At 63.1% G+C, this 19,874-nt stretch carries 17 protein-coding genes; 6 read left to right on the top strand and 11 right to left on the bottom strand.

Translation table 11 applies throughout. The annotated features are described in order from the left end of the window. Positions 1-68 precede the first annotated feature (68 nt). The 3 genes from V5F23_RS19215 to V5F23_RS19205 all read right to left on the bottom strand — a co-directional run bounded on the left by V5F23_RS19215 (position 69) and on the right by V5F23_RS19205 (position 3,591). Positions 69-797: an aspartate/glutamate racemase family protein gene (locus V5F23_RS19215; RefSeq protein WP_338496102.1), complete on the bottom strand. Its 729-nt coding sequence runs from the start codon at positions 795-797 to the stop codon at positions 69-71. Positions 798-853: 56 nt separating this feature from the next. After that, entirely contained in the window at positions 854-2,383 is a 1,530-nt protein-coding gene (locus tag V5F23_RS19210) for an NCS1 family nucleobase:cation symporter-1 (protein WP_338496099.1), read from the bottom strand. 467 nt (positions 2,384-2,850) lie between these two features. Further along, positions 2,851-3,591 carry a phosphoadenylyl-sulfate reductase gene (locus V5F23_RS19205; RefSeq protein WP_042732464.1) on the bottom strand — a complete coding sequence of 247 codons (741 nt, stop codon included), beginning with the start codon at positions 3,589-3,591 and terminating at the stop codon, positions 2,851-2,853. A 171-nt stretch (positions 3,592-3,762) separates the two neighbouring features. Here V5F23_RS19205 and thrH point away from each other — a divergent pair, with 171 nt between their 5' ends. After that, positions 3,763-4,380, top strand: coding sequence for a bifunctional phosphoserine phosphatase/homoserine phosphotransferase ThrH (gene thrH, locus V5F23_RS19200; RefSeq protein WP_042732465.1), 618 nt, complete (start codon positions 3,763-3,765; stop codon positions 4,378-4,380). Between the two features lie 115 nt (positions 4,381-4,495). Here thrH and pabB read toward each other — a convergent pair whose 3' ends face one another. The 4 genes from pabB to V5F23_RS19180 form a co-directional block, all read right to left on the bottom strand. Next, positions 4,496-5,839 carry an aminodeoxychorismate synthase component I gene (gene pabB, locus V5F23_RS19195; RefSeq protein ID WP_338496097.1) on the bottom strand — a complete coding sequence of 448 codons (1,344 nt, stop codon included), beginning with the start codon at positions 5,837-5,839 and terminating at the stop codon, positions 4,496-4,498. 285 nt (positions 5,840-6,124) lie between these two features. After that, positions 6,125-7,111 carry an alpha-L-glutamate ligase-like protein gene (locus tag V5F23_RS19190; RefSeq protein ID WP_042729215.1) on the bottom strand — a complete coding sequence of 329 codons (987 nt, stop codon included), beginning with the start codon at positions 7,109-7,111 and terminating at the stop codon, positions 6,125-6,127. Beyond that, entirely contained in the window at positions 7,111-8,643 is a 1,533-nt protein-coding gene (locus V5F23_RS19185) for an inactive transglutaminase family protein (protein ID WP_042729216.1), read from the bottom strand. Before V5F23_RS19185 ends, V5F23_RS19190 begins: the two co-directional genes overlap by 1 nt. Positions 8,644-8,648: 5 nt before the next feature. Beyond that, positions 8,649-9,185 (bottom strand): ATP-dependent zinc protease, encoded by a 537-nt coding sequence (locus tag V5F23_RS19180; protein ID WP_042729217.1) that lies wholly within the window; start codon positions 9,183-9,185, stop codon positions 8,649-8,651. A 282-nt stretch (positions 9,186-9,467) separates the two neighbouring features. Between V5F23_RS19180 and V5F23_RS19175 the strand changes: the two genes are divergently transcribed. From V5F23_RS19175 to prpF, 5 genes are all read left to right on the top strand, one after another. Further along, positions 9,468-10,181, top strand: a complete 714-nt coding sequence (locus V5F23_RS19175) for a GntR family transcriptional regulator (RefSeq protein WP_042729218.1) — start codon at positions 9,468-9,470, stop codon at positions 10,179-10,181. Next, positions 10,178-11,068 carry a methylisocitrate lyase gene (gene prpB, locus V5F23_RS19170; RefSeq protein WP_042729219.1) on the top strand — a complete coding sequence of 297 codons (891 nt, stop codon included), beginning with the start codon at positions 10,178-10,180 and terminating at the stop codon, positions 11,066-11,068. The genes V5F23_RS19175 and prpB overlap by 4 nt, the downstream gene beginning before the upstream one ends. A 55-nt stretch (positions 11,069-11,123) precedes the next feature. After that, positions 11,124-12,251, top strand: coding sequence for a 2-methylcitrate synthase (prpC, locus tag V5F23_RS19165; protein ID WP_053146270.1), 1,128 nt, complete (start codon positions 11,124-11,126; stop codon positions 12,249-12,251). A 199-nt stretch (positions 12,252-12,450) separates the two neighbouring features. Beyond that, positions 12,451-15,042 carry a Fe/S-dependent 2-methylisocitrate dehydratase AcnD gene (acnD, locus tag V5F23_RS19160; protein ID WP_338496090.1) on the top strand — a complete coding sequence of 864 codons (2,592 nt, stop codon included), beginning with the start codon at positions 12,451-12,453 and terminating at the stop codon, positions 15,040-15,042. A 27-nt stretch (positions 15,043-15,069) separates the two neighbouring features. Continuing rightward, complete coding sequence (gene prpF / locus V5F23_RS19155; protein WP_123578306.1) at positions 15,070-16,263, top strand: 2-methylaconitate cis-trans isomerase PrpF; 1,194 nt, start codon at positions 15,070-15,072, stop codon at positions 16,261-16,263. A gap of 108 nt (positions 16,264-16,371) precedes the next feature. Here the strand turns inward: prpF and V5F23_RS19150 are convergent, their stop codons facing one another. The 4 genes from V5F23_RS19150 to V5F23_RS19135 are packed head-to-tail and all read right to left on the bottom strand — an operon-like array spanning position 16,372 to position 19,849. After that, complete coding sequence (locus V5F23_RS19150; RefSeq protein WP_042729223.1) at positions 16,372-17,271, bottom strand: zinc ABC transporter substrate-binding protein; 900 nt, start codon at positions 17,269-17,271, stop codon at positions 16,372-16,374. Then, positions 17,272-18,171 carry a metal ABC transporter permease gene (locus V5F23_RS19145; RefSeq protein ID WP_047736382.1) on the bottom strand — a complete coding sequence of 300 codons (900 nt, stop codon included), beginning with the start codon at positions 18,169-18,171 and terminating at the stop codon, positions 17,272-17,274. It abuts the gene before it with no gap. Continuing rightward, on the bottom strand, positions 18,171-18,923 hold the full coding sequence (locus V5F23_RS19140) for a metal ABC transporter ATP-binding protein (RefSeq protein WP_042729225.1): 753 nt from the start codon (positions 18,921-18,923) through the stop codon (positions 18,171-18,173). Before V5F23_RS19140 ends, V5F23_RS19145 begins: the two co-directional genes overlap by 1 nt. Continuing rightward, positions 18,920-19,849: a zinc ABC transporter substrate-binding protein gene (locus V5F23_RS19135; protein ID WP_338496084.1), complete on the bottom strand. Its 930-nt coding sequence runs from the start codon at positions 19,847-19,849 to the stop codon at positions 18,920-18,922. The genes V5F23_RS19140 and V5F23_RS19135 overlap by 4 nt, the downstream gene beginning before the upstream one ends. Between the last annotated feature and the right edge of the window lie 25 nt (positions 19,850-19,874).

The raw sequence follows: 19,874 nt of genomic DNA, 5'->3' as shown, positions 1-19,874 counted from the left end.
GTGCGACACAGACCCATTGTGGGAGCGGGCTTGCTCGCGAAGAGCTCAACTCGGTTAAAGGCTGGAACTCACCGCCCAAACCGCCCCGGCCAGCCAATGATGGTCTTGGGCCGGGGTGTTGCATAGGTGCGTACTTTCGACGTCGACAGCCCCAGTCGTACCAGGGACTCGGCGATGGTCACGGCGGCGGTGACGCCATCGACCACCGGCACCCCGGTGCGCTGGCGGATCTGTTCGTCGAGCCCGGCCATGCCACCGCAACCCAGGCAGATGACCTCGGCCTTGTCCTGGCTGACGGCCATTTCCGCCTGCTGCACGATGGCTTCTACCGCCCGTTGCGGATCCTGTTCGAGTTCCAGCACCGCGAGGCCGCTGGCCCGCACCGAGGCGCAGCGGTCGAACAGGCCGGATAGCTTGAGGCGGTCCTCGATCAGCGGCACGGTGCGGTCCAGGGTGGTGACCACCGAATAGGCATGGCCGAGGAACATCGCGGTGCTGGCGCCGGCGTCGGTGATGTCCACCACGGGCACGTTCAGCAGTTCCTGCAAGCCTTCGCGGCCATGCTCGCCGTAACCGGCCTGGATCACCGCGTCGAACGGCTGGTCGTAGGACATCACCCGGTCCATCACCGCGATCGCGGCCAGGTAGCTTTCAAAGTTGCCTTCGACCGAGTCGGCGCCAAAGTGCGGTGTCAGCCCGATGATCTCGGTGCCCGGCGCCGCCACGGCCTGGGCCTGTTGGGCGATGGCCTGGGTGATGGACTCGGTGGTGTTGACGTTGACCACAAGAATTCGCATGAGCAGTTTCCTTAACGCAGAAAAGACGGCGGCCCGCGGTGGGGCCGCCTTACAGATCAATGGCTGACGTTATCCACAGCGATGGATTCACCGCTGACGTCTTCGTAGTAGGGCTGGCGCTTGGCGATGATCAGGTACAGCAGGCCGGCAATCGACGCGCCGATCAGCCAGGAAAACGGTGAGACGCTGTCGAAACCGGGCACCAGCGCCAGGACGATCGCGATCAGCGCCGCCGGAATGAACGCCGCGACGGCCCGCAGGTTGACGCCGTTGCTGTAGAAATACGCGCCACTAGGGTCTTCGCTGTACAACTGCGGCACATTGATACGGCCTTTTCGCAGCAACCAGTAATCGACCATGATCACGCCGTACAGCGGGCCGAGCAGGGCACCCAGGCCCGACAGGAAATACACGATCACCAGTGGGCTGTTGTACAGGTTCCACGGCAGGATCAGCACGGCAATGGCGGCGCTGATCAGCCCGGCGCGGCGGAAGTTCAGGTACTTGGGCGCCAGGTTGCTGAGCACGAACGCCGGTGCGACGAAGTTGGCCATGATGTTCACCGCCACGGTGACAATCAGGAACGCCAGGCAACCGAGCACCAGGAAGAATGTGTTGGGAATCGAGGCGATGACCTGCGTCGGGCTTTCGATGACCTGGCCGTTGATCTGGAATTGCGCACCGCACAGCAGGATGGTAATCCCGGCGAACACCAGGATGTTCACCGGCAGGCCCCAGAAATTGCCGACCACGATGGTCCGCCGGCACGGCGAAGAGCGGGCGAAATCGCAGAAGTTGAGGATCAACGTGCCGTAGATCGCCAGCCACAGCGCGCCGCCGGCAAAGATGTTGCGCCACATCTCACCGCCGGTGAGGGGCTCGCGGATCGACCAGGCGATGGTCGCGCCGGCCTGGGTGTACATCCACCCGGCGAGGGCGGCGACGGTGACCAGGATCACCGGGCCGGCAAAGCCTTCGTAGCGGCGCACCGTTTCCATGCCGTAGGCCAGGATCACCAGTTGCACGAACCAGATCGCCACGAAGCACACCCAGCCCAGGCTCGACAGGCCGAGGATCGAATTCTGGTCGTATTCGGCGAAGCCTGGATGGATCGCGGTCAGCAGCACACGGAACACCACCGACGCCAGGTAGGTCTGGATGCCGAACCAGGCAATGGCGATGACCGCCCTGATCAAGGCCGGGATTTGCGCCCCGTGGATACCGAAGCTGATCCGGCTGATGACCGGAAACGGTACCCCGGTCTTCTGCCCCATGTACCCGGACAGGTTCATGAAACCGTACACCAGCGCCGCCCCGATCCCCAGGGACAGCAGGATCTGCCAGCCCCCCAGGCCTAGCGCATAGAGGCCGATGGCGAACGAATAATTGGCGATGTTGTGAACGTCGTTGGTCCACAGGGCAAAGATGCTGTAGCGGCCCCAGCGCCGGCCTTCGGCCTTGGTCGGGGCCAGGTCCTTGTTATGCAGCCGGGGGCTCAGAGCCAGGGAGGCCGCCTGTTTGTCAGTATGGGCGGTAGTGGAGGAGGGCAGATCCAGCGCGATGTTATTGGAGAGACTTGTACGCATTCCGGCAGGCTCCTGATTCTCGGCGCAGCGATGACTGGGCATGAGCGCAAGGCTCGGCAATCTTCGTCGCGGCGCGGCGAGCATCTTGGTTATGGGGCATCTGCAGCCTGTACGGGATAGGGCGCTTCAGGCTTGCGGATCTAAAAGTGTGTGTAGGTTTTATTTGGGTTGTATACAAAACACTTGTCGACTCAAGCCAGATCTATGCCAGCCGCGGATCTAAATGACGCGCCTGTCATTTCGTTTGGTTATTGATTTTTAATAAGTAACTGAAAAATAGACGGTATAAATTGACCGTTTGAACAGGTATTTATTTTTTCAGTGGGCGTGGCAGGGCGCAGAAGGGAGGCGGGGTAGGGAGATAGGTGTAACTTTTCAGGGCATTGATGGATAAAGTGCACACAAAAATGGCACCTGTGGTGACATTTCTGTGTACAAGGTCGAGGCGGGCGTCGGTCTGTGCGGTATCAGGCCTTGGATTTGCTGATGATATTGCCGGCGTGCAGCCCGCATTCCTTCTGGGTCGCTTCTTCCCACCACCAGCGCCCCTCGCGCTCGTGCTGGTTGGGCAGTACCGGGCGGGTGCAGGGTTCGCAGCCGATGCTGATGAAGCCGCGTTCGTGCAGGCTGTTATAAGGCAGTTCCAGCATGCGGATGTAACCCCAGACTTCCTCGCTGGTCATTTGCGAGAGCGGGTTGAACTTGTACAGGGTGCGCTCCGGGGTGGAGAACGCCGTGTCGATTTCCAGTACGGCCACCTGGCTGCGGGTGCCGGGGCTCTGGTCGCGGCGCTGGCCGGTGGCCCAGGCGCGCACACCGGTGAGTTTGCGGCGCAGCGGCTCGATCTTGCGAATGCCACAGCACTCGCCATGACCGTCCTTGTAGAAGCTGAACAGGCCTTTTTCCTTCACGAAGGGTTCAAGCTTGGCGTGGTCCGGCGAGATCAGCTCGATGTCGATCTTGTAATGGTCGCGCACCTGGTCGATGAACCGATAGGTTTCCGGGTGCAGGCGACCGGTGTCGAGGCTGAACACCTTGACGTTCTTGTTCAGTTTCCAGGCCATGTCCACCAGCACCACGTCTTCGGCGCCACTGAAGGATATCCACAGCTCGTCACCGAACTCGGCGAAGGCCAGCTTGAGAATGTCCTGCGGGGACTTGTTGGCATAAGTCGTGGCGAGTTCCACGACGTCAAACGATGGGCTCATCAGGGCGGTTTCCTACAGGTCGGTGGCGCTGAGCGCTCTATAGGGGGCTGATGGTAACAAAAGCTGTCGGCACTGGCGCGCCCTGTGCGTTGCGCCGGCACCGGTGAATGGCTAGAGTCGGCAGGCCTTTTGTTCCCTCAACCGATAAACATCAATAAATGGGAGTGTCCTGTGGAAATCGCCTGTCTCGACCTGGAAGGTGTGCTGGTCCCGGAGATCTGGATTGCCTTCGCCGAAAAAACCGGGATTGAATCCCTCAGGGCAACCACTCGGGACATTCCCGACTACGACGTGCTGATGAAGCAGCGGTTGCGTATCCTCGACGAGCACGGTCTCAAGCTGTCGGACATCCAGGAGGTGATTGCCACGCTCAAGCCGCTGGACGGCGCCATCGAGTTCGTCGATTGGCTGCGCGAGCGCTTCCAGGTGGTGATTCTTTCGGACACGTTCTATGAATTCTCCCAACCCCTGATGCGTCAGTTGGGTTTCCCCACCTTGCTCTGCCATCGTTTGATTACCGATGACAGCGGGCGAGTGACGGGCTACCAACTGCGTCAGAAAGATCCCAAGCGGCAGTCGGTCCTGGCCTTCAAGAGCCTGTACTACCGAGTGATTGCGGCCGGGGATTCTTATAACGACACCACGATGCTCGGTGAAGCCGACGCCGGCATCCTGTTCCATGCGCCGGACAATGTGATCCGGGAGTTCCCGCAGTTCCCGGCGGTGCACAGCTTTGCCGAGTTGAAGCAGGAATTCCTCAAGGCTTCGAACCGCAACCTCAACCTGTAACCCCAATCCCTTGTGGGAGCGGGCTTGCTCGCGAATGCGGTGTGTCAGAAATGATGATGGTGACTGACACACTGCATTCGCGAGCAAGCCCGCTCCCACAGAAGATGTGTGGTCACTAAAGGTTCTGCAGGGTATCGAGCAGCACCTTTACCTTGGTAATCGACTCCTGATACTCCGCCTGCCAGTCCGAATCCGCGACGATCCCGCCGCCGCCCCAGCAGCACACCTGCCCATCCTTGACCAGCAGGCTGCGGATCGCGATGGAACTGTCCATTTCCCCGCGCACGTCCAGGTACAGCAGCGAGCCGCAATACAGGCCACGTCGGGTCGGTTCGAGTTCATCGATGATCTGCATGGCGCGGATCTTTGGCGCGCCGGTGATTGAGCCGCCGGGGAAGCTACCGGCGATCAGGTCCAGGGCATCCTTGTCGGCGGCCAGCTCACCGGTCACGCTGCTGACCAGATGGTGCACGTTCGGGTAGCTTTCCAAGCTGAACAGCTCCGGCACCTGCACCGTGCCGATGCGGCAGGTGCGGCCCAGGTCGTTGCGCAGCAGGTCGACGATCATCAGGTTCTCCGCGCGATCCTTGGGGCTGGCCAGCAGGTCGGCCGCGTGGGCGGCGTCCTCGGTGGGCGTCGTGCCCCGGGGGCGGGTGCCCTTGATCGGCCGGGTTTCCACGTGGCCCTGGCTGACCTTGACGAAGCGTTCGGGTGACAGGCTCAGCACGGCGCCGCCCTCCGGCAGGCTCTGGAACCCGGAAAAGGGCGTCGGGCACGCAGCCCGCAGTGCCATGTAGGCCGCCCAGGCATCGCCCTGGCAAGGTGCGCGAAAGCGCTGGGCAAAATTCACCTGATAGCAATCGCCGGCCTGGATGTACGCGTGGATCTGTTCGAGCGCCTCGCGATAGGCGTCGGCGCTCAGGTCGGGTGTCATCGGCCCGGCCAGGCTGAAGTTGTCCACAGGCCGTGGGGCCGCCTGGCTGAACAGTGCAATCAGGCGCTGGCGTTCGGCTTCGGCGCAATGGGGGTGGAACACCAGTTGGCTGGTGCCGGCCTGATGGTCGCTGACCAGTGCCCAGTCGTACACGCCGAAACGCGCGTCGGGCAGGTGCAGGTCGTCCTTCGCATGGGACGGCAGGGTTTCGAGATGTCGGCCGAAGTCATAGCTCAGGTAGCCGATCAGGCCACCGGCGAAGGGCAATTGCACCTTGGCCGGCAGGACAGCATGCCCCAACCGGGTCAGTTGGGCGCGCAAACGTTGCAGGAAATCGCGCCCACTCTCGTCCGGCAGCACCGCCAGTTGCGCCAGTGGCCAGGCGCTGAGCACATCATAACGCCCGCGTTCGGCACTCGGCCGGCCGCTGTCGAGCAGCACGCTACCAGGGGCATGGCGGATGGCCGCGAAGTACTCGGCGGGGTTGGCGCGGTAGGGCAGTGGGTGTACGGAACAGGTCGGCATGGGCGGGGCGGATCAGCCATTGAGGCGGGGGAGCGATTGTAATCCCTGTGTAGGATTTGCACCTAGAGGGATGTCGGAGATGGGTAAGTTTGGCGACCGAAATAGCAAGGTTGTGGACAAATGTTGTGGCGAGGGGATTTATCCCCGTTGGGTCGCGAAGCGGCCCCATAGCGGCTGAACGTGATCAATCGGATGTACAGAAATGGTAGGTTTTGGGGCTGCTCCGCACCCCAGCGGGGATAAATCCCCTCGCCACAGATCTTGCATAGAGCATTCTAAAAAGGATCAACCTTCAACCGGCGGAATATGCCCAAACAACTCCTGGGCAAAGGCCACTCGTTCTTCCACGGTCTCAACCACGCCACGGGCCTTGAGTGCTTCCAGGTGCGCTTCCACGGCGTGGGTGCGCAGGGTCAGGCCGCAGTCGTTGGCGATCTGGATGTTCAGCCCCGGCCGGGCATTGAGTTCCAGGATCAGCGGGCCTTTTTCCTGGTCCAGCACCATGTCCACGCCGATGTAGCCCAGCCCGCACAGTTCGTGACAACCGGCGGCCAACTTCATGAAACCGTCCCAGTAGGGCAGTTGCACGCCGTCCACCGCGTTGGTGGTGTCGGGGTGCTTGGTGATGATGTTGTTCAGCCAGGTGCCGCGCAGGGTCAAGCCCGTGGCGAGGTCGACGCCCACGCCGATGGCGCCCTGGTGCAGGTTGGCCTTGCCGCCGGACTGGCGGGTCGGCAGACGCAGCATGGCCATCACCGGATAACCCATCAACACGATGATGCGGATGTCCGGCACGCCTTCGTAGCTGATGCTCTTGAAGATCTGGTCCGGCACCACCCGGTATTCGATCAACGCCCGGTCCCGATGTCCGCCCAGGGAATACAGGCCGGTGAGGATGCTGGAGATGTGGTGCTCGATTTCCTCATGGCTGACGATCTTGCCGGAGACCGTGCGATAGCGGCCCTCGAAGCGGTCGGCGATGACGATGATGCCGTCGCCGCCAGCGCCTTGGGCCGGCTTGATCACGAAGTCGGTGCGCCCGCCGATGATCCCGTCGAGCTTGTCGATTTCCTTCTCGGTGGAAATGATCCCGTACAACTCCGGCACATGGATGCCGGCCTCGATCGCCCGTTCCTTGGTGATGATCTTGTCATCGACGATGGGGTACAGGCTGCGCTTGTTGTACTTGAGCACGTAGTCGGCGTTACGCCGGTTGATGCCCATGATGCCCCGCGCTTCCAAGGCCTTCCAGGTCTTCCAGAAACCGAACATTACGAGTCAGCCTTGAGGAAGGCCTTGAACCGTACCAGCTCGGTCAGGCGGTAGCCGCGATAGCGCCCCATGGCCAGCATGAAGCCCACCAGGATCAGCAGGATCGCCGGGAACGTGAACACGAAATACACCAGCTCCGGCACGCTCATGATCAGGTGCGCCAGGGAGGCGGCGAACAGGGTGCCGATGGCGACCTTCATCGCATGGCCGGCGCCGCGTTCTTCCCAGGTAATGGACAGGCGTTCGATGGTCATGGTCAGGATCACCATCGGGAACAGCGCCACCGACAAGCCGCGCTCCAGGCCCAGCTTATGGCTGAACAGGCTGATGGCGGCGATCAGCACCACCACGAAGGTCAACACCACCGAGAGCCTGGGCAGCATCTGCAACTTGAGGTGTTCCAGGTACGAGCGCAGCGACAGCCCCAGCGCCGTGATCACCGTGAACAGGATGATCCCGAAGCCCAGTTGGGTTTCCCGGAAGGCCAGGGCAATCAGCACCGGGGTGAACGTTCCCAGGGTCTGCAGGCCGATCAGGTTGCGCAGCACCAGGATCACCAGCACGCCGATCGGGATCATCACCATGATCATGAACGTCTGCTGGGTCTGCAGGGGCAGGCCGTAGAGCGAGTATTCGAGGAAGTTGGCGTCGGTGTTCTCGTCCGTCAGCTTGGCCAGGCGGATTGCGTTCATCTCGCTGTTGTTCATGCTGAAGGTCACGGTGGCTTTCTTGCCGCCATCGACGGTGATCAGGTTTTCATCGCCGGTCCACCACAACAGCCGGTCGGTGGGCAGGCCCTGCTCGCCGGTGTCAGGGCTGAAATACAGCCAATCGGTGCCGTTGAAGCTGCGCAGCCACAGTTCCGGCGTCTGCGGCTGGTCGGCCACCAGGCGGATGGTGTGGACTTTTTCCACCGGGACGTGGGCAATCGACAGCACCAGTTCGACGATGCGCGCTTTGTTGCTCGACGACGGATCGCCGGCCAGCAGCAGCTTGACGTTGTCGTCGTTGAGGTTGTTGACCCGCTTGATGGCCTCGCTGATGAAGGTCTCGACGTCGGCCGAATGCTGGCGGATTGGGGCGAGCAGGGCTTCGGCGGCGAGTTTTTCCGGGCCCTCGACGGCGATGCTGTCACGGAAGGTCGGGCCCTTGACCTTGGTTTTTTCGGCGCTGTAACGCTTGGTCAGCACCAGGCGGTAGTAGAGCGTCTGGTTACCCTTGGCACGACGGGCCGACCACGTCACCTTGCGGTTACCGTCGACCCGGTTCACCGCCACACCGTAATTGTTGGAAATGAAGCTCTCGTTGAGGCTCACGTAGTCGCGGCTCAGGGGCGGCACGAACATCTGGACCTTGACCGGATCCTTGGCGTTGGGCACGAACTCGACCTTGGCGTCGATGTTCCACAAGTCGTCGGTGGCGTCTTCGGTCACCGGGATGCCGAGCACGAAAATCTGATAGGCCGTCACCGACAGGCCCAGCACCACCAGGATGGCGATCAGCATTTTCAAATGGAGGGTCAGGGAGCGCATTGGAATTACTCTGCGGTTTGAGCGGCATTGGCGCAGGCGGGTTTGCCGGCAGCGTATTTGAGACTGGGGTCGACCAGCGCGTCGAAGCGCTTGAGCGCTTCGGAGCCAATCAGCAACGGGTATTGGAAAGCGCTGCGGTCGGTCAGGTTCACTTCAATACTGCGCAGGGCCGAACCCATGCAGATGTCCAGTTCGATGACCGGCCGAGCCGTGTACTTCTTACCTTCTTCCGGGTCGTAGTCACCGGCGCGGCGCTTGATCTTGCTGACCCTGGCCAGCGGACGTTCGATGGGGTGCGAGTGGGCCGCGTCGATGGCCAGGTAGAAACGCACCCAGGATTCGCCGTTGCGCTTGAAGCGCTTGATGTCGCGGGCACTGAGGGACGCTGTCTTGGCCCCGGTGTCGAGCTTGGCGGCCACTTCCAGGTCGATGCCCTGCAAGGCCGCGTATTCGTTGAGGCCGTACACGGTTTTTTCGCCCGCCGCGGCAAGCCCCGGCAGGCACATGAGATAGAGAGCAGCAGATAAGGGCTTGAGTGTCATAGATCCTGGTGCGCAGCATTCCGTTCATCGGTTCAGGCCCTGGCATTACTGCGCAAGCTCCTTCAGGCGCTTTCCCTATATAGAGGAGAGCGGCAAACAGCGGCGGCATTCTAGCACGGTGGTTTTCTGACGCCACCGCTGGCCGGAGGCTACGATTGAACCATGCGAGCGGTTATGGAGAAGGTCGTTATTAGACGATTGTCGACAATATGGATTTTTACTTTGACGAATAGTTCTTTATTGGTTAGTTTTTGGCACATTGCTTTTAAAGGTGTCGACAATATGCTCGGTCAGCTCGAAACCCCGGTGATGGCCCAGGACGACTCGGAAACCCTCTCCGAGAACGTGTTCCGGCGTATCCAGGCGGCCATTGTCCAGGGCGACATCGCCCCCGGCAGCAAGATCTCCGAGCCGGAGCTGGCCCGCACCTACGGCATCAGCCGCGGGCCGTTGCGCGAGGCCATCCATCGCCTGGAGGGTCAGCGCCTGCTGGTGCGAGTGCCTCATGTCGGCGCGCGGGTGGTGTCCCTGAGCCATGCCGAGCTGTTGGAGCTCTACGAAATCCGCGAATCCCTCGAAGGCATGGCCTGCCGCCTGGCGGCCGAGCGCATGACCCTGGAAGAAATCGACGAACTGCGCCGGGTGCTGGAAACCCACGAGCGCGATGCGGCGTTCCAGGCCGGTGTCGGCTACTACCAGCAGGAAGGCGATTTCGATTTCCACTACCGGATTATCCAGGGCAGCGGCAACCGCACCCTGACGCAAATGCTCTGCGGCGAGTTGTATCAACTGGTGCGCATGTACCGCATCCAGTTCTCCACCACGCCCAACCGTCCGCGCCAGGCCTTTGCCGAGCACCACCGGATTCTCGATGCCATCGCCGACCGTGACGGCGAACTGGCTGAATTACTGATGCGCCGACACATCGGCGCTTCCAAACGCAATATCGCGCGTCATTTCCAGGACAGCGCCGCCACTGAACGAGGTGAGTCATGAGTTCCAGCAAGAGCACGCCAGGCCAGCGATTCCGCGATGCGGTCGCCCAGGAGCATCCGCTGCAGGTGGTGGGCACGATCAACGCCAACCACGCGTTGTTGGCCAAGCGTGCCGGCTTCAAGGCGATCTACCTCTCGGGCGGCGGCGTGGCGGCCGGCTCCCTCGGTGTGCCGGACCTGGGCATTACCGGCCTGGACGACGTGCTGACGGATGTGCGTCGCATCACCGACGTGTGCGACTTGCCGCTGCTGGTGGACGTGGACACCGGTTTTGGTTCCTCGGCGTTCAACGTGGCGCGCACGGTCAAGTCGATGATCAAGTTCGGCGCGGCGGCGGTGCATATCGAGGACCAGGTCGGCGCCAAGCGCTGCGGTCATCGGCCGAACAAGGAAATCGTCTCGCAACAGGAAATGGTCGACCGCATCAAGGCGGCGGTGGACGCGCGCACCGATGACAGTTTCGTGATCATGGCCCGTACCGATGCCCTGGCCGTGGAAGGGCTGGAGTCGGCCCTCGACCGTGCCGCCGCGTGCATCGAGGCCGGTGCCGACATGATTTTCCCCGAAGCGATCACCGAGCTTGAGATGTACAAGCTGTTCGCCAGCCGGGTGAAGGCGCCGATCCTGGCCAACATCACCGAGTTCGGCGCGACCCCGCTGTACACCACCGAGCAGTTGGCCGGTGCCGACGTGTCCCTGGTGCTGTACCCGCTGTCGGCCTTCCGTGCCATGAACAAGGCGGCCGAGAACGTCTACATCGCGATTCGTCGCGACGGCACGCAGCAGAATGTCATCGACACCATGCAGACCCGCATGGAGCTTTACGATCGTATCGACTACCACACCTTCGAGCAGAAGCTCGATGCGTTGTTCGCGGCGAAGAAATAAGGCCCGCTCCCGAAACTTGCCGATTCCCTACAAATTCAAAAATTGGAGACAGCAAATGGCCGAAGCAAAAGTACTCAGTGGCGCCGGGCTCCGTGGCCAGGTGGCCGGGCAAACCGCCTTGTCCACCGTGGGCCAGTCCGGTGCCGGCCTGACCTACCGTGGCTACGATGTCCGCGACCTGGCGGCGCAGGCGCAATTTGAAGAAGTGGCGTACCTGCTGCTGTACGGCGAGCTGCCGACCCAGGCGCAACTGGACGCCTACACCCGCAAGCTGCGCCAACTGCGAGACCTGCCCCAGGCTCTGAAGGAAGTGCTCGAGCGCATCCCCGCCGACGCCCATCCGATGGACGTGATGCGCACCGGTTGCTCGTTCCTGGGCAACCTGGAACCCGAGCGCGATTTCACCGAGCAGCAGGACAAGACCGACCGCCTGTTGGGCGCATTCCCCGCGATCATGTGCTACTGGTATCGCTTCAGCCACCAGGGCCAGCGCATTGAATGCGTCACCGACGAAGCCTCCATCGGTGGCCACTTCCTGCACCTGTTGCACGGCAAGAAGCCGAGCGAGCTGCACGTCAAGGTGATGAACGTTTCGCTGATCCTCTACGCCGAGCATGAGTTCAACGCCTCGACCTTCACCGCCCGGGTCTGCGCCTCGACCCTGTCGGACCTGTTCTCCTGCATCACCGCGGCCATCGGCTCGCTGCGCGGCCCGCTGCATGGCGGGGCCAACGAGGCGGCGATGGAAATGATCGAGCGCTTCGACTCGCCGGAAGCGGCGATCAAGGGCACGCTGGCGATGCTTGAGCGCAAGGACAAGATCATGGGCTTCGGCCACGCGATCTATAAGGACAACGACCCGCGCAACGAGGTGATCAAGGGCTGGTCGAAAAAGCTTGCCGACGAAGTGGGCGACACGGTGCTGTTCCCGGTCTCCGAAGCCATCGACAAGACCATGTGGGAGCAGAAGAAACTGTTCCCCAACGCCGATTTCTACCACGCCTCGGCGTACCACTTCATGGGCATCCCGACCAAGCTGTTCACACCGATCTTCGTCTGCTCGCGCCTGACCGGCTGGGCCGCCCACGTGTTCGAACAACGCGCCAACAACCGCATCATCCGCCCGAGCGCCGAATACACCGGCGTCGAACAGCGCAAGTTCGTGCCAATCGAACAACGCTGAGCTGGAGGGCGCTGGCGCTGTAACTGAAGGAACCGCCTTCTCTTGTGGGAGCGGGCTTGCTCGCGAAGACGGACTGACATTCAAGATTGATGTCGACTGACACACCGCATTCGCGAGCAAGCCCGCTCCCACAGTTGACCGGGTTCACTTCAATAGCTGCGCCGGCCCCTCTGAAACCACCGTGACCCGAGTCCTGACGATGAACACAGAATTTCGCAAACCGCTGCCCGGCACTTCGCTGGATTATTTCGACGTTCGTGGGGCCGTCGAGGCCATCCGTCCCGGCGCCTATGACGGCCTGCCGTACACCTCCCGCGTGCTGGCCGAGAACCTCGTGCGCCGCTGCGACCCGGCGACGCTGGGCGAATCGCTGCTGCAACTGATCGAGCGCAAGCGTGACCTGGACTTCCCCTGGTTCCCGGCCCGCGTGGTGTGCCATGACATCCTCGGCCAGACCGCCCTGGTGGACCTGGCCGGCCTGCGTGATGCCATCGCCCAGCAGGGCGGGGACCCGGCGCAGGTCAATCCGGTGGTGCCGACGCAACTGATCGTCGACCATTCCCTGGCCGTGGAAAGCGGCGGCTATGATCCCCAGGCGCTCGCCAAGAACCGCGCCATCGAAGACCGGCGCAACGAGGACCGATTCCACTTCATCAACTGGACCAAAAAGGCCTTCAAGAACGTCGACGTGATCCCGCCCGGCAACGGGATCATGCACCAGATCAACCTGGAGAAAATGTCCCCGGTGATCCAGCAGCGTGACGGCGTGGCATTCCCCGACACCTGCGTGGGCACCGACAGCCACACGCCTCACGTCGATGCCCTGGGGGTGATCGCCATCGGTGTTGGCGGCCTGGAAGCGGAAAGCGTCATGCTCGGCCGTGCCTCGTGGATGCGCCTGCCGGAAATCATCGGCGTCGAACTGACCGGCAAGTTGCAACCGGGCATCACCGCCACCGACATGGTGCTGGCACTGACCGAGTTCCTGCGCAAGCAAAAGGTCGTCGGCGCCTGGCTGGAGTTTTTCGGTGAAGGTGCCCAGGCCCTGACCCTGGGCGACCGCGCGACCATCTCCAACATGGCCCCGGAATACGGCGCCACGGCGGCGATGTTCTATATCGACCAGCAGACCATAGATTACCTGAAGCTCACCGGTCGTGAAGACCAGCAGGTGCAACTGGTCGAGACATACGCCAGACAAGTTGGCTTGTGGGCCGATCACCTCAAGGGTGCGCAGTACGAGCGCGGCCTGAGTTTCGACCTGTCGTCGGTGGTGCGCAACATGGCAGGGCCGAGCAACCCCCACGCCCGCGTGGCTACCACGGACCTGGCGGCCAATGGCATTGCCGGGCAATGGACCGAAGTGCCGGGGCAGATGCCCGACGGCGCGGTGATCATCGCCGCCATCACCAGTTGCACCAACACCAGCAACCCACGCAACGTGATCGCCGCCGGCCTCTTGGCGCGCAACGCCAACCGCCTGGGCCTGGTGCGCAAGCCGTGGGTCAAGTCCTCCCTGGCGCCCGGTTCGAAAACCGTGGCGTTGTACCTGGATGAGGCAGGCCTGACCAAAGAACTGGAGCAACTGGGCTTTGGTGTCGTGGCCTTTGCCTGCACCACCTGCAACGGCATGTCGGGTGCATTGGACCCGGTGATCCAGCAGGAAATCATCGACCGCGACCTGTACGCCACCGCCGTGTTGTCGGGCAACCGCAACTTCGACGGCCGCATTCATCCGTACGCTAAGCAGGCGTTCCTCGCGTCGCCGCCGCTGGTGGTGGCCTATGCCATCGCCGGGACCATCCGTTTCGACATCGAGAAGGACGTGCTGGGCGTGGTGGACGGTCGGGAAATCCGCCTCAAGGACATCTGGCCGAGCGACGAAGAAATCGAAGCGGTGGTCAAGGCCTCGGTCAAGCCGGAACAGTTTCGCCAGGTCTACATCCCGATGTTCGCCATCCAGGAAGACACCGGGCCGAAAGTCACGCCGCTGTACGACTGGCGTCCGCAAAGCACCTACATTCGTCGTCCACCTTATTGGGAAGGCGCGCTGGCCGGTGCGCGGCCGCTCAAGGGCATGCGCCCGCTGGCGGTGCTGCCGGACAACATCACCACCGATCACCTGTCGCCGTCCAACGCGATCATGCTCGACAGCGCCGCCGGTGAATACCTGGCCAAAATGGGCCTGCCGGAAGAGGACTTCAACTCCTACGCGACCCACCGGGGCGACCACCTGACCGCGCAGCGCGCCACCTTCGCCAACCCGAAACTGTTCAACGAAATGGTCCAGGAAAACGGCAAGGTCAAGCAGGGCTCCTTGGCCCGGGTCGAGCCGGAAGGCCAGGTCATGCGCATGTGGGAAGCCATCGAAACCTACATGCAACGTAAGCAGCCGCTGATCATCGTCGCCGGTGCCGACTACGGCCAGGGTTCCTCCCGGGATTGGGCGGCCAAGGGCGTGCGCCTGGCCGGTGTCGAGGCGATTGTGGCCGAGGGCTTCGAGCGCATCCATCGCACCAACCTGGTGGGCATGGGCGTGTTGCCATTGGAATTCAAGCCCGGCACCGACCGCAAGACCCTGGGTATCGACGGCAGCGAGGTCTATGACGTGATCGGCGAGCGTACGCCGCGGGCGACGCTGACGCTGGTGATCACGCGCAAGAACGGCGAGCGCGTCGAGGTGCCGGTGACCTGCCGTCTCGACACCGCCGAAGAGGTGTCGATTTATGAAGCCGGGGGCGTGTTGCAACGCTTCGCCCAGGACTTTCTTGAATCGGCGGTCGCCGTTTAAATCTCACGATAGGGAGTAGGAGCGTCCATGGCTCACGCACCACAAGTCAGAATCCCCGCCACCTACATGCGTGGCGGCACCAGCAAAGGCGTGTTCTTCAGCCTGCAAGACCTGCCCGAGGCCGCCCGCGTCCCGGGGCCGGCGCGCGATGCCCTGTTGTTGCGAGTCATCGGCAGCCCCGACCCGTACGAGAAACAGATCGATGGCATGGGCGGTGCGACGTCCAGCACCAGCAAGACGGTGATCCTGTCCAAGAGCTCACGCGCCGATCACGATGTCGATTACCTGTTCGGCCAGGTCTCCATCGACAAGCCGTTCGTGGATTGGAGCGGCAACTGCGGCAATCTGTCGGCGGCGGTGGGCTCGTTCGCCATCAGCAGCGGCCTGGTGGAGGCGGCGCGCATTCCGTACAACGGCGTGGCCGTGGTGCGGATCTGGCAGGCCAATATCGGCAAGACCATCATCGCCCATGTGCCGATCACCGACGGCGCGGTGCAGGAAACCGGCGACTTCGAACTCGATGGCGTGACCTTTCCGGCGGCTGAAGTGCAGTTGGAGTTCCTGGACCCGGCGGCTGACGAGGAGGGCGGTGGCGGTTCGATGTTCCCCACCGGCAACCTGGTGGACGACCTTGAGGTGCCGGGTGTCGGTACGTTCAAGGCGACCTTGATCAACGCCGGGATCCCGACGATTTTCATCAATGCCCGAGACGTCGGTTATACCGGCACGGAATTGCAAGGCGCGATCAATGGCGACGCCAAGGCACTGGCGATGTTCGAAACCATTCGGGCCCACGGCGCCTTGCGCATGGGCTTGATCAAGCACCTGGACGAAGCTGCCCAGCGCCAGCACACGCCGAAGGTGGCGTTCGTCGCACCGCCGGCGGACTACGTCTCGTCGAGTGGCAAGACGGTGGCTGCCGGCGACGTTGATTTGCTGGTCCGGGCGTTGTCCATGGGCAAGCTGCACCATGCCATGATGGGCACCGCGGCCGTGGCCATCGGCACCGCGGCCGCCATTTCCGGCACCCTGGTCAACCTCGCCGCCGGCGGCACCGAACGCAGCGCCGTACGTTTCGGCCACCCCTCCGGCACCTTACGCGTCGGCGCCGAAGCCAGCCAGGTCAACGGCGAATGGACCGTGACCAAGGCCATCATGAGCCGCAGCGCGCGGGTATTGATGGAAGGGTTCGTGCGTGTGCCGGGGGATGCCCTGAACTAAGTTGAAAGCCTGTGGGAGCGGGCGTGCCCGCGAAGCGGTGTATCAGCCAGCACAAAGGTTGGAGGCGCTGGTTTTTTCGCGAGCAAGCCCGCTCCCACAGGGGCGCTGTCAGTCTCCTGCCAGTGCCGCGATGACTTGTCCAATATTGCCCTCCAGCTCCGCCACCGGGTCGGCGGCGTCGGTGCTCAGCACCAGCAATTGGCTACCGCCTTCGCGGATGGCCGCTTTCACGGCCTCCGACGGTTGGCGATGGTGCAGCACCAGCGCCACTTCGTTGTCTTTCAATTGGGCGGTCAGTTGGGCGAGGGCCTCGGGTGTCCATTCGGCGTCGGGGCGGGCGTCGGTGTCGATTGTGTCCAGGTTCAGCCCACTGATCAGGTAGCCGAAGTGTTCGCTCAGGCTGACCACGCTCAGGTTGTCGGCACTGGCGAGGCGTTTTTCGCTGTCGGCGCTGAGCTTGAGCAGGCGTTGCTTGAGGGTCGCCAGGTTGCTGTCGATGCTGGGCTTGGCCGAGGGCGCCAGGCGTACCAGGTCGGCGGCGATCACATCGGCCATCCGCCCGAGGTTATGACTGGCCATCCACGGCTGGCTCGCCAGGCCATCGGCCGTGCCCGGTTGCACGGCGATCCCTGGCAAGGCACCGTCCACCGGGCGGGCGGCATCGACTTCGACAATGCGGATGTTGCTGCGCCGGGCCATGGGGTACAGCGGATCGTCTGGCCACAGTGAGCGCAGGCCGATCACCGCGTCGGCGTCACGGGCCAGTGTGTTCAGTGCTGGAGCGCCCCGGCCACTGAAATAGGCGCTCTGCCGGGTGCCGGGCAAGTTGGCCGGGGCCGCTCGGTCCAGCTTGACGTCAGTGCCCTTGAGCAAGGTCTCGCTCAACCCGTAGGTGACAGGCAGCGAGGCCAGCAGGTGCACGGGCCGGCTGCTTTCGGCGGCGAATGCGGGGAGGGTGATCAGGCCGCCTAGCGCCACGGCCAGGCTCAAGCGTCGAAGCATCATCATTTATCCAAGGTTCCCTTTGAGGCTGGGGACGACACCGCGGGCGATGGCGCTCAAGGCGAAGGCGATGCCGGCCACCAGGATGATCGCGGCACCGGAGGGGATCGGCAGGTCGAAAACGATCGGTGCGAGGATTCCGCACAAGGTACTGACGGTGGCGATCAGCACCGAGCAGCCGAAAAAGCCTTTCAATGACTGGCTGAGCAAGCGCGCCGCCGCAGCCGGGATCACCAGCAAGGCGCCGACCAGGATCGCGCCGATGACCTTCACCGCCGCCACCGTGATCAACGTCACCAGGACCACGAACAGATAATCCAGGGTCTTGACCGCCACGCCTCGCACCGCCGCCAGTTGCGGGTTGAAACTGGCCAGCATGATGCGGTTGTACAGTGGCAACGCCAGGGCCATCACCAGCGAGCCGACCACCGCCAGCACCAGCAGGTCGTTGCCGTTGACCGTCAGCACCGAGCCAAACAGCACGTTTTCGAGGATGTGCACGTTGATCTTGCCCGCCAGGATCAGCAGCAGGCTGGCGCCCAGGGCCAGGGACACGGAAAGGAAGACGCCGATCAAGGTGTCCGGTGCCAGGCCGGTACGGTTGCGCAGGTAGTTGAGCAGGATGCCGAACAACAGGCAGTAACCGAACAGGCTGCCGTACGGCCCGGTGTAGGGCTCGCCCAGCAGGATGCCAATGGCGACGCCGGTCAGCGCCGCGTGGCCCACCGCCTCGGAGAAAAACGCGAAGCGCTTGACCACCACCAGTGTGCCCAGGCCGCCCAGCACCGGGCCGATCAACAGCCCGGCCAGCAGCGCATTGACCACGAACCCGTAGGCCAGCGCCTCGGGCAGGTAGCCGGACGAGGCCCAGCCCTGGACCATCAAGCGAAAGGCTTCATAGCTCATCAGGCGGCGCTCCCGTTCGTCCGTGGATGGGTGGAAAACAGCGACAGCAAGCGTTCGGGGGTGAGGGTCTGGTGCGGTGGACCGTCGAACAGCACCCGGCGGTTCAGGCCGGTGACCCGGTCGGCCAGGCGCGCGACGGCTTCCAGGTCATGCTCGATCCAGAGCACGGTGATCCCGGCTTCGCGCCAGTCCCGCAGCAACCGTTCGAAGACCTGGATCCCGGCCTCGTCCAGCGCCGACATCGGTTCATCCAGCACCAGCAATTGCGGCGGTGGGATCAAACCCTGGGCGAGCAGTACCCGCTGGCGTTCGCCACCAGACAGCGCGCCCATGCGTCGCTTGCGTTTGTCCTGCATGCCGACCCGTTCCAGGGCCGCGCCGATGGCACCGGCGTAATGCCGGCTCAGGCCGAGAAAGGCGGGCCGTCGCTGACACATCGCCGCCATGAAATCATCCACGGTCATGGGCAGGCCCCGGTCGAACTCCAGCGCCTGGGGCACGTAGCCAATCACGCCGGGTTCGCCCGGCCATTGCAGGCTCAAGCGGCCCTGGTGTGGCATCTGCCCGAGCAATGTCTTGATCAGTGAGCTCTTGCCGCCACCGTTGGGCCCCACCAGGGCGTGGATGCTACCGGGCGCCACCTGGAACGCCACCTCATCGAGGATGGTGGTGCGACCGAGGTCCAGGCGGATGCCGGCGAATTCAATCAATGGCCCGGTGTGAGGCCGAGTGAGGGTTTGCTGGGCGGTCATGCGCCGGACTCCTGGATGGCCCGGACCACCGTGTCGAGGTTGCCGGTCATTTCCTTCTCGTACTTCTCGGCGCTGTAGTCGCCGTAGGAAATGTGCGAGAGCGGGTACAGCTTCACGCCGGACTCACGTTGGATGGTGTCGACGTAGGTGGACGGAAAATCCATCTCGGAGAAGATCACCTTCACGTCCAGCTCGCGCAGTTGATCGATGGTCTTCTTCAGTTGGCTGGGGCTCGGCTCGATGCCATGGGCGGGCTCGACCACCGCGGTCACTTCCAGGCCGAATTCACGCAGCAGGTAGTCGTAGGCGGCATGCACCGTGGCCACCCGCAGCTCGGCGTTGGGCGCCTGGGTCAGTTTCGCCAGGGCGGCGGCGCGCATCTGCCGCAGGCGCTTGCCGTAGGCACGGGCGTTCTGGGTGTAGGTCTTGGCGTTGTCCGGGTCGAGCTTGCCCAGTTCCCGGGCGATGTTGTTGACCTGGGCAATGGAGGCGCTGATGGACAGGAACGTGTGCGGGTTCACCACTTTGCCCGCGCCGCGGGCCGCGGTACCGGTGGCCGCCAGCAGCGGCACGTTCTCGTTGGCTTCGATCACCTTCACGTCCGGGGTTTCGCTGGCGGCGATCATGCGGTCGGCGAAATCGTCATGGCCCACGCCGTTGAGCACGATCACGTCGAGGCCGCCGATGCGTTTGATGTCTTCGGAGCGAGGCTCGTAGGCGTGGGGATTGAAACCGGCCGGGATCAGCGGGACGACCTCGGCCTTGTCGCCGACGATGTTCGCCACGTAGCTGTAATAAGGGTGCAGGGTAATGCCGATGCGCAGGCGCTTGGCTGTTTCGGCGCTGGCCGGCGCGGTGAACAGGCAGGCCAGCAGGCTGATCAGCAGCAGGCGCAGCAAGGGGCGGCGTTGAGGGGCGATAGGCATGGGCGAAGGGTCTTCTCTCGAATCA

The sequence above is a fragment of the Pseudomonas sp. WP18 genome, assembly GCF_036689585.1.
Lineage (GTDB): Bacteria > Pseudomonadota > Gammaproteobacteria > Pseudomonadales > Pseudomonadaceae > Aquipseudomonas > Aquipseudomonas chlororaphis_E.
This window is presented reverse-complemented; position numbering and strand designations above follow the sequence as displayed.